Source organism: Pseudoduganella sp. GW821-FHT12E03 (assembly GCF_058807115.1).
This window is the reverse complement of record NZ_JBXAQJ010000006.1, coordinates 185,479-199,035: the sequence shown is the minus strand read 5'-3', so window position 1 is coordinate 199,035 and position 13,557 is coordinate 185,479. Positions and strand designations below refer to the sequence as shown.

At 64.3% G+C, this 13,557-nt stretch carries 19 protein-coding genes; 11 read left to right on the top strand and 8 right to left on the bottom strand.

What is annotated here, in order from left to right; genetic code table 11:
* Window positions 1-10 precede the first annotated feature (10 nt).
* From AC1RRC_RS17020 to AC1RRC_RS17000, 5 genes are all read left to right on the top strand, one after another.
* The gene (locus AC1RRC_RS17020) at window positions 11-373 is read left to right on the top strand and encodes a hypothetical protein (protein ID WP_154373643.1); all 363 of its coding nucleotides are present in this window, start codon (window positions 11-13) and stop codon (window positions 371-373) included.
* Window positions 373-642 carry a hypothetical protein gene (locus tag AC1RRC_RS17015; protein WP_493056702.1) on the top strand — a complete coding sequence of 90 codons (270 nt, stop codon included), beginning with the start codon at window positions 373-375 and terminating at the stop codon, window positions 640-642. The genes AC1RRC_RS17020 and AC1RRC_RS17015 overlap by 1 nt, the downstream gene beginning before the upstream one ends.
* Window positions 642-1,112 (top strand): hypothetical protein, encoded by a 471-nt coding sequence (locus AC1RRC_RS17010; protein ID WP_493056701.1) that lies wholly within the window; start codon window positions 642-644, stop codon window positions 1,110-1,112. Before AC1RRC_RS17015 ends, AC1RRC_RS17010 begins: the two co-directional genes overlap by 1 nt.
* Window positions 1,109-1,555, top strand: coding sequence for a lysozyme (locus AC1RRC_RS17005; RefSeq protein ID WP_493056700.1), 447 nt, complete (start codon window positions 1,109-1,111; stop codon window positions 1,553-1,555). The genes AC1RRC_RS17010 and AC1RRC_RS17005 overlap by 4 nt, the downstream gene beginning before the upstream one ends.
* 108 nt (window positions 1,556-1,663) lie before the next feature.
* Window positions 1,664-2,173, top strand: a complete 510-nt coding sequence (locus tag AC1RRC_RS17000; RefSeq protein ID WP_493056699.1) for a hypothetical protein — start codon at window positions 1,664-1,666, stop codon at window positions 2,171-2,173.
* Here AC1RRC_RS17000 and AC1RRC_RS16995 read toward each other — a convergent pair.
* Window positions 2,170-3,183: a zinc-binding alcohol dehydrogenase family protein gene (locus tag AC1RRC_RS16995; RefSeq protein WP_493056698.1), complete on the bottom strand. Its 1,014-nt coding sequence runs from the start codon at window positions 3,181-3,183 to the stop codon at window positions 2,170-2,172. The genes AC1RRC_RS17000 and AC1RRC_RS16995 overlap by 4 nt on opposite strands.
* Window positions 3,184-3,286: 103 nt before the next feature.
* Here AC1RRC_RS16995 and AC1RRC_RS16990 point away from each other — a divergent pair, with 103 nt between their 5' ends.
* Window positions 3,287-4,189: a LysR family transcriptional regulator gene (locus AC1RRC_RS16990; RefSeq protein WP_493056697.1), complete on the top strand. Its 903-nt coding sequence runs from the start codon at window positions 3,287-3,289 to the stop codon at window positions 4,187-4,189.
* On the opposite strand, the gene AC1RRC_RS16985 is transcribed toward AC1RRC_RS16990, so the two are convergent.
* Window positions 4,190-4,420 (bottom strand): hypothetical protein, encoded by a 231-nt coding sequence (locus tag AC1RRC_RS16985; RefSeq protein WP_493056696.1) that lies wholly within the window; start codon window positions 4,418-4,420, stop codon window positions 4,190-4,192.
* Window positions 4,421-4,624: 204 nt separating this feature from the next.
* Between AC1RRC_RS16985 and AC1RRC_RS16980 the strand changes: the two genes are divergently transcribed.
* Genes AC1RRC_RS16980 through AC1RRC_RS16965 form a run of 4 tightly spaced genes read left to right on the top strand, consistent with a single transcriptional unit; the run spans window position 4,625 to window position 7,808 of the window.
* Window positions 4,625-5,344 (top strand): catalase family protein, encoded by a 720-nt coding sequence (locus AC1RRC_RS16980; RefSeq protein WP_493056694.1) that lies wholly within the window; start codon window positions 4,625-4,627, stop codon window positions 5,342-5,344.
* Window positions 5,345-5,349: 5 nt separating this feature from the next.
* Window positions 5,350-6,075, top strand: coding sequence for a phosphatase PAP2 family protein (locus AC1RRC_RS16975; protein WP_493056693.1), 726 nt, complete (start codon window positions 5,350-5,352; stop codon window positions 6,073-6,075).
* Complete coding sequence (locus AC1RRC_RS16970; protein ID WP_493056692.1) at window positions 6,072-6,965, top strand: diacylglycerol/lipid kinase family protein; 894 nt, start codon at window positions 6,072-6,074, stop codon at window positions 6,963-6,965. Before AC1RRC_RS16975 ends, AC1RRC_RS16970 begins: the two co-directional genes overlap by 4 nt.
* Before the next feature lie 15 nt (window positions 6,966-6,980).
* Window positions 6,981-7,808 (top strand): metallophosphoesterase family protein, encoded by an 828-nt coding sequence (locus AC1RRC_RS16965; RefSeq protein ID WP_493056691.1) that lies wholly within the window; start codon window positions 6,981-6,983, stop codon window positions 7,806-7,808.
* Here AC1RRC_RS16965 and cls read toward each other — a convergent pair whose 3' ends face one another.
* Window positions 7,809-9,191, bottom strand: a complete 1,383-nt coding sequence (cls, locus tag AC1RRC_RS16960; protein WP_493056690.1) for a cardiolipin synthase — start codon at window positions 9,189-9,191, stop codon at window positions 7,809-7,811.
* A gap of 166 nt (window positions 9,192-9,357) precedes the next feature.
* On the opposite strand from cls, the gene AC1RRC_RS16955 reads away from it, so the two are divergent.
* Window positions 9,358-10,431, top strand: coding sequence for a porin (locus tag AC1RRC_RS16955; protein WP_493056689.1), 1,074 nt, complete (start codon window positions 9,358-9,360; stop codon window positions 10,429-10,431).
* A gap of 10 nt (window positions 10,432-10,441) precedes the next feature.
* On the opposite strand, the gene AC1RRC_RS16950 is transcribed toward AC1RRC_RS16955, so the two are convergent.
* The 5 genes from AC1RRC_RS16950 to AC1RRC_RS16930 all read right to left on the bottom strand — a co-directional run bounded on the left by AC1RRC_RS16950 (window position 10,442) and on the right by AC1RRC_RS16930 (window position 13,524).
* Window positions 10,442-11,011, bottom strand: coding sequence for a DUF3617 domain-containing protein (locus AC1RRC_RS16950; RefSeq protein ID WP_493056688.1), 570 nt, complete (start codon window positions 11,009-11,011; stop codon window positions 10,442-10,444).
* A gap of 53 nt (window positions 11,012-11,064) precedes the next feature.
* The gene (locus AC1RRC_RS16945) at window positions 11,065-11,211 is read right to left on the bottom strand and encodes a lmo0937 family membrane protein (RefSeq protein ID WP_491629084.1); all 147 of its coding nucleotides are present in this window, start codon (window positions 11,209-11,211) and stop codon (window positions 11,065-11,067) included.
* Between the two features lie 103 nt (window positions 11,212-11,314).
* Window positions 11,315-11,530: a hypothetical protein gene (locus AC1RRC_RS16940; protein WP_493056686.1), complete on the bottom strand. Its 216-nt coding sequence runs from the start codon at window positions 11,528-11,530 to the stop codon at window positions 11,315-11,317.
* Window positions 11,531-11,663: 133 nt separating this feature from the next.
* A complete protein-coding gene (locus AC1RRC_RS16935; RefSeq protein WP_493056685.1) occupies window positions 11,664-12,632 on the bottom strand; it encodes an IS1595 family transposase in 969 nt (322 codons plus the stop codon).
* Between the two features lie 124 nt (window positions 12,633-12,756).
* Window positions 12,757-13,524 carry an outer membrane lipoprotein gene (locus tag AC1RRC_RS16930; protein ID WP_493056684.1) on the bottom strand — a complete coding sequence of 256 codons (768 nt, stop codon included), beginning with the start codon at window positions 13,522-13,524 and terminating at the stop codon, window positions 12,757-12,759.
* Window positions 13,525-13,557: the final 33 nt, after the last annotated feature.

Sequence of the window (13,557 nt, the reverse complement as noted above, 5' to 3'; positions counted from 1 at the left end):
AGGAGAATGTATGGCAGAACCCGCAAGTTCCACCGCATCGATCGCCATCGCCGCAGGCACCATCACGCTCAGTGGTTCCGTCTTCGGCGTGCAATACGACGCGTTGCTGGCCGGCTTTTTCGGCGGCCTGGTGTCGCTGTCCTACCTGCCGCCGATGCCGGCGTTGAAGATCGCCGGCACCGTGGCGGGCTCCGCGCTGCTGGCCGGTTTTTTTGCGCCGGTGATCGCGGCGGCGGCGCTGCATTATTTCCCGTGGCTGCAATCGCTGGGCGACTTCCTGCGCCTGGCCGGCGGCGCGGCGCTGGGCATCGCATCCCAGGCGCTGATTCCCGCCGGATTGAAACGTTTGCGTTCGCTGGTGGGAGGTGCGTGATGTTGCTGGCTGTTTATTTCGCGGCGGCGTTGCTGATCCTGTGCCGTGGCCTGTTTGTCGCCATCAACCGCATGGGACGGCATACGGCGCCCGCCACGCGCGCCGCCTGGCTGCTGTTGACGACGGGGGCGGTGGACATTCTGCTCGGCCCCCTGTTCGGGCGCATTCCCGCGCCCACCTATGGCGAGGCGCTGCTGCTGGCGGCGCTGGCCTGGTATGTGCTGTGGCGCGACAGCGCCATGGCGGAAGATAAAGGAGAATCATCGTGATGTTGTCATTGTTATCGATGCTCGGTGGCGGCCTGCTGCGGCTGCTGCCCGAACTGTTTGGCTACTTGAACAAGAAAACCGACCATGCGCATGAACTGGCCATGCTGGACCGGCAATGCCAGCTTGAGCAGACCCGGGCGGCGAGCCGCCAGGCGCTGGTGGAATACCAGGGCAGCGTGGACCAGGTGCTGGCCTTGCTCGATGCGCAAAAGAGCGCGTTGCAGGGACAGATGCGGCCGCTCGGGCTGCGCCGGGTTGACGCCTTGAACTTCCTGGTGCGCCCGCTGGCGACGTACTACGTGCTGTTGCTGTATGGCGCGGCGAAGGCCGCCATGTATGCGGTGGCGGCCGATGCGGGGCTCACCGGCTGGGACGCGGTGTCGCGCCTGTATGACAATGAAGACCGCGCCATCTTGTCCGGCATCCTCGCCTTCTGGTTCGTGGGCCGTGTATTCGACAAGGTGAAATGATGGATGCGCTCGAATTATCGGTGACCACCATTGCCGGCTTCGAAGGTTGCCGGCTGCAAGCATACCGGGACGTGGCCGGCATCTGGACCATCGGCTGGGGCGAGACGGCCGGCGTGCGGGAAGGACAGGTGTGGACGCAGGAGCAGGCCGACGCCGCGCTGCGTTTGCGCGTGGCGCAGTTCCTGCTGGCGGTGCTGCAGCGCTGTCCGGCGCTGCGTGGCGCGCCGCCGCAACGGGTCGCCGCTTGCGTGTCGCTGGCTTACAACATCGGCGCCGGCGCATTTGGCGCCAGTTCGATTTGCCGCAATATCTTGGCGGGCAACCTGGCCGGCGCGGCTGACAGCTTCCTGTTGTGGGACAAGGCTGGCGGCCGCAAAGTGGCGGGGCTGGCGCGCCGCCGCGCGGCGGAAAGGACTTTATTCCTGGCTGTGGGCCGCGCATAAATGCCGGGTGGCGGGCGGGTGGTGGCAATTCTTCCACGGGCAAGCGGACTGTGCGCCGGAACGACACGCGGCAGCTATACTGGTAGCGTCGTACCTGTGGAGAAACCCATGCGCCCGCATCCCGTCAACCTGACGATTTGGGACCGGCTGCTGAAATTGCGGCGGCTGGAGCAGCGCCTTGCCGCCGCAGGGTTGCCTGCCGTTCTGGCGCGCCTGCCGTTCTGGATTTTTTCACTGCAGTATTGCCGGGAGATGGAATCGAAAATCATGCGTATCCGCCGGATCGGCGCCCGCATCCAGGTATGGCACGATTCCATGCTGCGCCTGTGCACGCGCGATGGCGCGGAAACCGAACTGGTCGACGTCGGCATGGGCATGCGCGACGATATCGAAGCCACCAAACGCACGCTGGCGGATTTGCGTGAGATCTGTGTCGATGTCACGCGCCTATTTCACGGTGTAGGGTACAGTTCGCGCCGGCTGATGTCACTGCAAGAGGACTTCGTCTCCTTGCTGAATCATTCGTATGACACGGCCAGCGCCTTGCAGCACTTGCTGCATGAACATGACACGCGGGCGCTGGCCCTGTTGCGCGAACAGCATCGGGGGCCGGGTTAGAACCCTTCCAGCACGATCTTGCCCTTGGCGCGGTTGCTTTCAATTAGCGCATGCGCGCGCTTCAGGTTGGCGGCATTGATGGCGCCAAAGCGTTCACCCAGGGTGGTTTTCAGCACGCCGCTGTCGACCAGCGCCGCCACATCATTCAACAGCGCATGTTGCTGCGCCATGTCGTCGGTCTGGAACATCGAGCGGGTAAACATCATTTCCCAGTGCAGCGACACGCTCTTGAGTTTCAGCGCGCGCACGTCCAGCACTTCGGGATCGTCGATCAGCGCCAGTTTGCCCTGCGGCGCGATCAGGTCGGCAATCGCGGCAAAGTGTTGGTCGGTGTGCGTCAACGCCGCCACGTATTTCACCGGCGGCAAACCCAGGCGCTTGATTTCCTCGTTCAGTGGCTTGCCGTGGTCGATCACATGGTGCGCGCCCAGTTCTTCCACCCATGCCGCCGTATCGGCGCGCGACGCGGTGCCGATCACGGTCAGGCCGGTCAGTTTGCGCGCCAGTTGCACCAGGATCGAGCCCACGCCGCCGGCGGCGCCGATCACCAGGATGGCTTCGTTGCGCTGTTCCGGCGACCGCGGCACTTGCAGGCGGTCGAACAGCATTTCCCAGGCCGTGATGGCGGTCAGCGGCAACGCGGCGGCTTTGCCAAAGTCCAGGCTTGCGGGTTTGCGGCCGACGATGCGCTCATCGACCAGGTGTAATTCGCTGTTGGTGCCGGGACGCGTCAAGTCGCCCGCGTACCACACTGCGTCGCCCACCTTGAACAGCGTCACGTCCGGGCCGACGGCCTTGACGATGCCGGCCGCATCCCAGCCCAGCACCTTGGCCTGGCCGTCGTTCGGTGCGACATTGCGGCGGATTTTCGTATCGACCGGGTTGACCGATACGGCTTTGACTTCGACCAGCAAATCGCGGCCTGACACCTGTGGCGCCGGCAATTCGATATCGACCAGGGCGTCGGCGTGATCGATCGGCAGGCTGGCGTGGTAGGCGATGGCTTTCATGGGGAACTCCTGAATAAGTGGTTGCGATGGGAGTATCATCATTTATTTCAAAGCGAAGAAAAAGACTGCCTTCAATGAAACACTTTCAAAGGATTTTTGAAAATTGCTGCGGCTCGATGATTTAACGGTATTTGTGCGAACGGCCGATGAGGGGAGTTTGTCGGCGGCGGCGCGCACCCTGGAAATGTCGCCGGCGCTGGCGTCGGCGGCGCTCAAGCGCCTGGAAGGCACGCTGGGATTGCGCCTGTTCGTGCGCACCACGCGCTCGCTGCGCCTGACCGACGAGGGCGAGCAATACCTGCTGCATGCGCGCGAAGCGCTGCGGCAATTGAAGGAAGGGCATGACAAGCTGGTGCAGCGCAAGGAAACCCCGGGCGGCCTGCTGCGGATCGCCATGCCGTCCGACCTGGGGCGCAATACCTTGCTGTACTGGCTCGACAAATTCCAGGCCCGCTATCCGGACGTGCACTACCAGCTCAGCGCCAGCGACCGCCAGGCGGACATGTTCCGCCAGCCGGTCGACCTGGCGCTGCGCTATGGCCGCCAGGATGATTCCAGCATGGTGGCGATGCCGATTGCACCGGATAACCGGCGCGCCCTGGCGGCGTCGCCGGATTACCTGCGCAAGCATGGCAAACCCGCGTCGCTGGCAGACCTGACGCGCCACAACTGCCTGTGCTATGTGCTGGACGAAATCGTCCATAACCGCTGGACGTTTTATCCACCCGAGGGCGGCGGGGCGCCCGTGATGGTGCAGGTGAACGGCAACCGCTGTGCCGACGATGCCGACCTGGTGCGGCGCTGGGCCGTGGCCGGGCAGGGCATCGTGTACAAATCCCGCATGGACCTGGCGGAAGATATCCGCCATGGCCGCTTGCAAATTGTGCTGCCGGAGTGGCTGGGAGAGCCTACGCCACTGCACCTGGTGTGCATGCACCGGGCGCAAGTGACGCCGACCGTGTTATTGCTGCGCGATTTCCTGCGCGAGCAATACCAAAACCTGTAATCAATGCATCGACGCCTTCGACAAGATCAGCAGCCAGCGGCGCAGCAGCAGGATTTCAACGTGGCCTGGCTGGACACCGGTGTCGCATTCGATCAGCGGGTTGACGGCATAAAAGCGTTTGCGGAAGTCACGGGTGACCAGCACTTCGCGGCGGCCAAAGCGCGCCAGGAAAGACGTCGGGGCATATTCCAGGCCAAAACGGGAGCCGAAGCTGCTATTCAGGTAAGTCATCGCTGTTCCTTCGTGAGTGAGGTTGTGTGCTGCAAAGGTTGTGTGCTGCAATGGATATCACTGTATCACAAGTACTGTATGAAAACACAGGACTGTATGAAAAATCAGTGAAAATTGTTGCATTGTCCACACTTCTTATGTGCGCTGCCAAACCGACGGGCACGGCGGATCAGACGGAAAATCGCGCATGAAAAGGAATCCAACATGAGCGATACATCACAACATCACGTCGAGGAATGCGCCAGCCACGGCTTGCTGCATGCCGAGTTCCGCGTCCTCGATAGCTTGCCGCGCGCGCTGGCGCAGGGCATTTTCACTACCGCCGCGTGTTATCCGGCAGTCGTGCGGCTGTCGTCCGCGCCGCAATTGCGCGGCATGGCCGTCAAGGTCATGGTGCCGGACGGCGGCCGCATGGCACAGCAGGATTTCGTCATGGGCGGCGCGCCCGACCGGCGCTTGCTGGGCGAAACGTATTTCAGCCAGGCGCGCATCCATTACGGCGAACACGTGGCGCAACTGTGCGTCGTGTCGGTTTCGCGCGGCCAGGCGCCGCGCCGGCTTGCGGGGCCGCAGGGCTTGCGTGACGCCTTCATTGAACATTTCGCGCGCCATGGCGCCGAATGGGAGTTGCGCGTGTGCCTGGAAGACGGCGGCTTTGGCTGGCTGGAAGACCCCGACCGCTATGTGGCGGTGGCCCGCATCGTGGCCCGTCCGCAGCCCGCCTGGAGCAATGCGCTGGCGCGCGCGGCCGGCCAGGCCGTGACGTTCAGCCCATGGCAATGCGTCGACAGCCACCGGCCGATGGGCACCATCGCGCGTGCCTTGCGCGACGGCTATGGCGCATCGGCCCGCTTCCGTGGCGAACATGGGGCGGGTAACATGGCGGAACCATACAACTCCGGGGCGGCTGCCGCGCCCAACTGACCGCCTTGACTGCCCATGCCACCCGCCGCTTCCTGCGCTTCATCGAAGCCCGCCTGACGCCGGACACGGAATTCGGCCTGCATTTGACGGCCGGTGCGCTGTTGCTGGCGGCCGCGACGTTCTTGTTTGCCGAACTGGCGGGCGACGTGATGCAGTTGCGTGGCCTGGCCTCGTTCGATGCGCACGTATCGCTGTGGCTGCATGGGCTGGCGCGCGATCCCGCCTGGTACCCGTTGACGGCGCTGATGCTGGGGGTGACCCATGTGCACAGTGTGCCCGGCATGGTGCTGCTGACCGCCGCGCTGGCATGGCTGCTGTGGCGCCAGGGGCAGCGCTACTGGCTGCTGGCGCTGTTGCTGGCGGTGCCGGGCGGGATGCTGCTGAACGTCTTGCTGAAGCACGTTTACCAGCGCGCGCGGCCGGTGTTTGAGGAGCCGCTCGTGAGCTTGCCGACCTATAGTTTTCCCAGTGGCCATACCTCATCGGCAACGCTGTTCTATGGCTTGCTGGCGTCGTACCTGGTGATGACGGCGGTGCGGCGGCGCACCGGCGTGCTGGCCGTGGCGGGCGCGCTGCTGATGGTCGTGCTGGTGGCCGCCAGCCGCATGTATCTGGGCGCGCATTATCCGACCGATATCCTGGGCGCGATGCTGGAAGGGGCGGGCTGGCTGGCCTTTTGCATCACCGGCGTGTCGACCTGGCGCCGCCGGCGTGAAGGGCGGCCGCTATGACGACGCCGGTCGCGGTCATCATCAATGCCGGCGCAGGGCTCGGCTATTGCGCGCAATTCCAGCAGCAATTGCATGACAAGTTTGCCGCCCACGGCTTGCTGGCCGATATCACGCTGGCGCACAGCGGCGTGGAATTGATTGCCGCCGCCCGCGCCGCGCTGGCGCGCGGGGTCACGATGGTGGCGGCCGGCGGCGGCGATGGCACCATCAATGCCGTGGCGTCGGTGCTGGTGGACACGGACATCCGCTATGGCGTGCTGCCGCTGGGCACCCTGAACCATTTTGCAAAAGACTTGAAGATCCCGCTCGACCTCGATGGCGCGATCGCCAACCTGGCGCAGGGCTGGCCGGTACGGGTCGATGTCGGCGACGTCAATGGCCGCATCTTTTTGAACAATTCCAGCCTGGGACTGTATCCGGACATCGTGCGCGACCGTGAGCGCCAGCAGCGCCGCCTGGGGCGGGGCAAGTGGCTGGCGTTTGGCTGGGCCGCGCTGGCTGTGCTGAAGCGCTTTCCCTTTCTCAGCGTGCGGCTCGAGGTCGATGGCGTGGCCCATGCGCGCCGCACACCGTTTGTTTTTATCGGCAACAATGCCTACCAGATGCAAGGCTTGAATATCGGGGAGCGTGAACGCCTGAACGGCGGCCATTTGAGCCTGTATGTGGCGCAGCGGCCCACGCGGCTGGGCCTGGTCCGGCTGGCCTGGCATGCGCTGATGGGACGGCTGGCGGAACAGCGCGATTTCGATGTCGCCGCCGCGCGTGAACTGACGATCGATACCCGCAAGACGCGCCTGCGGGTGGCCACCGACGGCGAAGTCACCCTCATGCAGCCGCCGCTGGCTTACCGCATCCGGCCCGGCGCGCTGACCGTGATCGTGCCGCGCTGAACCACGGAGAACATCATGCGTACCCTCGTGCATTTATCGGATTTGCATTTCGGACGGATCGACGAGGTCTTGCTGGCGCCATTGCGCGCCTGCATCGAGCGGCTTTCGCCCAACCTTGTCGTGGTGTCGGGCGACTTGACGCAGCGCGCCCGCAGCCAGCAATTCCAGCAAGCCCGGGCATGGCTCGATACCTTGCCCGGCCCGCAAATCATTGTGCCGGGCAACCATGACATTCCCCTGTTTAATGTCGTGGCGCGGTTTCTGACGCCCTTGAACAAGTACCGGCGGCATGTGACCGATGACCTGGCGCCGGTCTACATCGATGATGAAATTGCCGTGCTGGGCTTGAATACCGCCCGCTCGCTGACCATCAAGGATGGCCGCATCAACCACGAACAGGTGGCTTTGCTGCAGCAGCGCTTTGGCCAGTTGCAGGGCGACCGGGTCCGCATCGTGGTCACCCACCACCCGTTTGACTTGCCGGACCATTTTGACCCGGATGACCTGGTGGACCGCGCGCCGATGGCCATGCAAGCGTTTGCCGGGTGCGGCGTCGACGTGCTGCTGGCCGGCCATGTGCATACCAGCCACGCGGGCAGCAGCGATGAGCGCTATCCGATCACCGGCTATGCCGCGCTGGCGGTGCAGGCGGGCACGGCCACGTCGACCCGCACCCGGGGCGAAGAAAATTCCTTCAATGTGCTGCGCGTGGAAAAGGACCGGGTCCAGGTGGAGCGCTACCGCTGGGATGGCGCGGACTTTGTGACGGCGGCAAAGGAGACGTTTTGCCGGCGCGGCGATGCGTGGAAAGAAGAAAACTGCGCGCTTGGGACAGCGCCATAATTAAAGCCAGTAATCCCAGAGCCGCGCCGACCATTCCTTGAAACGCATGCTCCAGGGCCGCGCGCGCCATGCGTCGAGCGTGATTTCCGTGGAATTCTTGACGTCTTCCTGGAAAGCCCGTTCCATTTCTTCCCCAAAGCCCGCGCCCATGACAATGACGCTGACTTCGCTGTTGTGCAGGAAGCTGCGGGTATCGAGGTTGGTGGAGCCGACCGTGGACCAGACGCCATCGATGACGGCGGTTTTCGCGTGCAGCACGGACAGTTTCATTTCATGGATTTTCACGCCGGCCGACAGCAAGTCGTCATAAAACGCCCGGCCCGCATGGAACACCATGCCGCTGTCCGACACGCTGGGCAGCACGATGTGCACATCGACACCGCGTTGCGCCGCAAGCTTCAACGCATCGAGCGTCTGCTGGTCCGGCACAAAATACGCCATCGTGATGTGGATCGATTTTTTGGCCTCCTGCATGGCCAGCAGATAAGCCTTGTAGATCTCGAACCGGCCGCCCGGCTTGCTGCCCAGCACCCGCACGATGCGGTCGCCTGCCACGGCCAGGGCCGGGAAGTATTGCGCGTCGCGCAAATCGTCGGCATCCTGGTTGGTCCAGGTCTGGATGAACAGCCATTGGAAGGCCGCCACGGCCGGCCCTTCGATGCGCACGTGGGTATCGCGCCAGCCGACTTGCGATTCATCGGTGGCGCGCTGCTTGGAGCGGAATGGCGAACTCTTGGCGTAGGTGTCGCTGATATTGATACCGCCGGTGAAGGCGACCTTGCCATCGACAATCAGGATCTTGCGGTGGTCGCGGTTGTTGACTTGCCAGCCATTGCCGCGCACTTTGGCGGGGTTGACGGGGTTGAACGCCACCAGCCGGATGCCGCCGGCGCGCATGCGCTCGAAAAACGCTTGTGGCACGCCGATCGTGCCGACGCTGTCGTAAATGATGTTGACGGTGATGCCCTGGCGCTGCTTGTCCAGCAACAGGTTGGCGAACTGCTCCCCTAATGCATCCTGGTCGAAGATATACGTTTCGAAATTGATGTGGTTTTTTGCCTGCGCAATGGCCGCCATCATGGCTTTCATGGTTTGCGGGCCATCGAACAGCAAGTCCACCTTGTTGCCCGCGATGAGCGGCACGCCGGTCGCGGCTTCTTCCAGCGCGGCTTGCTGCGGCAAGTCCAGCGCGCCCCTGGCCCAGCGTTTTTTCAACAGCGAGATGGCGGCCGGCGCCGGCACGTTGCCGGTGGCGGTTTCAATTTTCGGCGCGGCGGCGGGCGCGACCGTATCCGGCGCCACCGTGGGCAGCGAAGCACAGGCGAGCAGCGACCAGCATGCGGTAAATACAGCGAGCCAGTAGCGGAAGCGCCTGATGTCCATCGTCATTCTCCATTCCATTCCAGTGCCGGCATTCATCGCGGGCCATGGTGCCATTGTGTTGTAACCCAGCTATTGCAGGCGCATGGTTGGTGCGCGGCGCCGCTTGCCGTCCAGTGTGTGTGCGCGCACAGAATGCGGTCCTGCGGCAGAGGTAAGCTGGGACATCATGAAGACCTCGCGCTGGATCATCGTATTGCTGATGCCGCTGCCGGCCATGGCGCAAGACCAGCCGGCCGCCACCGTGTATGGCACGCTCGATGCCGGTGTGGTGGCGGAACGCGGTTGCGTCACACCTTGTCCTGCAACGCGGATCGCCAGCGGCGTGGCCACGGAATCCCATGTCGGCGTTGCCGGGCGCGAGCAACTGACCCGCGACGTGGTCGCCGTGTACCGGGTGGAAGCCGGCGTCAATCTGGATACCGGGGCGGGCGACGCCGACAAACTCTTCGGACGCCAGGCCTTTATCGGCCTGGACAGCCGCTGGGGTGTGCTGACCCTGGGCCGCCAGTACAGCCTGCAATATGAAGCGCTGAGCGGCGTGGCCGATCCCTTCCACGGCGGCATGGCCGGCGCGGCCAGCAACATTGCCGGTTCCGCCGCGCGGCGTTTCGATAATACCGTCAAGTATGTGACGCCCAAGGTCCGTGGCTGGAGCGCGGGGGCGATTTACAGCTTTGGCGAATCCCCCTTCAGCAGTAAATTCAACCGCGCCTTTGGCGCCGTGATCGGCTTTGAACAGGCGCCGTTTACGCTGCGCATTGCCCACCAGCGCCGCTACAACCTGTCCGACGCGACCGGTGTGGTGCCGATGGTCGATTATTCCTCGCGCAACACCCTGATTGCGGCCAACATAACGCTGAAATACGCCACCGTGTATGCGGGCTACGGCATTAACCGGGGCTTCGGCAGCGCCCCTTATGACCCGGTGGCGCCGTATGGCACGATGGTGGTGCCGGCCTTCACCGACCGCAGCCGCGACTTGCTGGCCGGCATTTCCATCCCTTATGGCAATGCCACGTTCATGCTGTCGTACATCCGCAAGGATGACCGCTCACTTGCCAACCGCGATGCGACCCAGCTCGCCGCCGGGGTGGTCTATGCGCTGTCGAAGCGCACCAGCGTCTATACGGCGTTCGGCAAGATCGACAACCGCAACGGCGCCCGCTTTACCGTTGGCAATGCCTCCGAGCGGGGCAGCGGCAACCGCGCACTGAGCATCGGCTTGCGCCATTCGTTCTGATCGGCCCAGGCTAGTTGGTGGACGGTTTGGCCGGCGCCCTGGCGCCACAATCGGCCGCCAGCCAGCGTCCCGACGCGTCGACCGTCATGGTTTCCGGCTTGCCGCGCGCGCTGCTGGTGACGTTCATCGTAGTGGCGTAGGCGGAGTCGCCCACCAGCGTGACCACGCCGTTGCCGCTCGACGGCGGATTGGCGCACGTGAAGCTGACGTTCATGCCGGTGGCGGTCGGGGTGGACGTGCTGGTGCACTGGCCTTGCTGGCCGGTCGGCAGTTCGCGCCGGGCCGCCATTTCTTTCGTGACGCAATACGTGATTTTCACGCTGCCATCGCCGCCCATGGACATGCCGACACCCTGCTTGGCCATCATGGCTTCGATCATCTTGCGCTGTTCCGGATTCATGGCCGCCATTTGCTTTTGCGCTTCGGCCATGGCGGCCATGGTCTGGCCGCTGCCGGATTTGACGGTATTGGTGATTTCCCACAGGCCGGGACGCATGGTGTCGGCAGCCAGGGCCGTGTGGGAAAGGAAGACGGTGGCGGCCGCAGCGGTTGCGGCCAGGAGTGGGAGGCGGGTGGTCATAGCAACTCCTTGTGGTCTGGAGTTGCCAGCATACACTTGTGCGGGACGGGGCACTATATGCCGCGTCCGCTGATCAGGCGCAGCAACACCATGATGATGGCGACCACCAGCAGCACGTGGATGAAGCCGCCGATCGTGTACGACGTGACGATCCCCAGCAGCCACAGGATAAGCAATACAACGGCGATGGTATAGAGCATGATAATGTCCTCTCGAGTCGAAGGTTTCTGGAGATTTCATTATCTGTGCCCCCGCCGCAGGCATCTGTACGTTGCCGTACAGTGTGCGGAGAGGGCCAGCGGGTCAGTCGCCGCCTTGTTCGGCCGTGCGCGGCAGCACCCACGCCAGCAAGCCGCACAGTCCGGTTGCGCCGACCAGTCCGGCCAGCAGGCCACCCGTCAGCAGCAGGGTGGCCGTGATTTCCGGCGACGCGGTTTCCGGCATCGCCAGTTCGTTATACCCCAGCCGCGCCAGCATCAAGCCGGCCAGGATGGTCCATGCCCACAACAGCTTGCCCATGATGTTCTCCACTGATGAGGTTGATGCCTTGATTGTCCGGGCCCGGCACGGCATGGTTCTGTTCGATATCACACACTGATGCTTGAGTGTGCAAAAACGCAACATTTCTAGTGAGAAAAGACATAAAAAAAGGCTATGTCACCATGAATCGTGGAAAGTGCCCGATCGCTGCTTTAAGCATGCCTTCGGGCGTGTCGATACGACGCGCATCAAGCACGCAACGCCAGCCGAGGTAGTTCGGCAGGTAGCGCGTGGCCACGCCGTGAAAGCGGTGCAGCCAGTTTCGGAAACGGCTGTGATAAGCATTGACGTTTTGCACATGCAGCGCGCCACGGGTGCGCACCCCGGCGCGCAGGTTGACCGGTGCATGGCTGATGCCGGCCTCGCGGGCAAAGGCGCGATACGCGGCGTTGGCGTCCGTGACCAGCAGGATGTCGGGGTCCAGCGCGGGCAACAGGCACTGGTGCAGGCAGGCTTTGGTCAGTGGCCCGCGCCCGGTGACGTAGTCCAGCGTGCGGCCATTGCGGTCGCGCGCCACCAGGATGCACACCTGCTCATGTGAAATGCCGCGCCAGTGCGCCTTGCCGCCCCGGCGGCGCGCCGGCCGGGACAGGTGGCGCGCTCCCTTCTGCGATTCCAGCAAGAACATTTCATCGGCCTCGGCAATGCCATGCAGCAGCGGCGCGCGGTCGGTCCGGGGCAGCGCCAGGAAGCGGTGGCGCCAGCGGAAGCTGGTGTTGCGGTGCACGCCAAGGCGCGCCGCCGCCTGACGCACGGTGTGCGAGGCCAGCATGCTGTCGAGGTAGGCCAGCCAGCGCTCCTTATGGTGCAGGCGCGCCAGCGGGGTGCCGGTCAGGGAGTTGAACGTCTTGCCGCAGGCGCGGCAGCGGTAACGCTGCAGGCCGCTTTCGCGGCCATGGCGGTACCAGTGGTCGGCGTGGCAGCGCGGACAGCACAACTGCGGCTGCGCCGCCTCGTCCAGCAAGCGCCCAACCTGTTGCCGGGCATCGCCTTGCCCCAGTTGCGCCTGCAGCAGCGCACACTGGCGCGCCGTCAGTTGCGGCAATTGCGCCAGCAGCAATCCGAAACTTTGCATTTCCATGATGCGCCTCCAATCCCGGGATCCGATTCCTTGGACCGGGGGCGCCTGAAGAAGTTCCACGATTGTTGCAGACAGCGCCTAAAAAAACCCCGGCCGCGGCCGGGGCGATGCGAATGCGATGGGGTTAGTCCGCGCGCAGCGCACCGTTGACCACCCGGACCTGATCGCCTGGGCGCCAGCCCGGTTGCGCGCTCTGGTGGAAGGTCCGCGTCTTGCCGTTATCCATGCGCACGGTAATCACGTAGGAATGCGTGGCCCGGGCATTGCCTTCGACCTGGTTGCCAATCACGGCGCCGCCCACGGAACCGGCCACGGTGGCCAGCTGGCGGCCGGTGCCGCCGCCGATCTGGTGGCCCAGCAAGCCGCCCACCACGGCGCCAACGCCGGCGCCGACACCGCTGCCCTGGGCGCGCTGGGTTTGCTGGCGGATGCTTTCCACGACGCCGCAATTGCCGCACACAGCGGGTGCGGCAGGAGCTTGGGCGGTACGGTACGCCGGTTCGGCTTCACGGGTTGGCGTATAGTTGCGCGCCGGTGCGGGACCGGTGGCATAGCCCGCCGGCGGCGTGGCCGACAAGGGCGCCGCGCCGGCGCCGGTGGCGCCATAGGACGACACCCCCGAGGACACGCCTGACGGTGCGCCAGGCGCATGGCCGGCGCCGTAGGCGCCAAGTGCTGCGCTATTGGCAGGAGCTTCCCCTGCGCCATAAGCGGCGCTCGCGCCGGAATCGCCGACGGCATAAGCCGGCGCCACGGCCTCGGTGGTGTGATCGCTGCTGCGGGAGGGCAGCCAGCCGAGGATGGCGGCAATGCCGAAGGTGCAGAACAGCACCACGGCCACGGCGGCCGCGAGCAGCAGCGGGTGGGTGTGTCGAGTGTTATTGGTATTCATGGTTGCATCCTCATCTTTGACGGTATGCCGGCA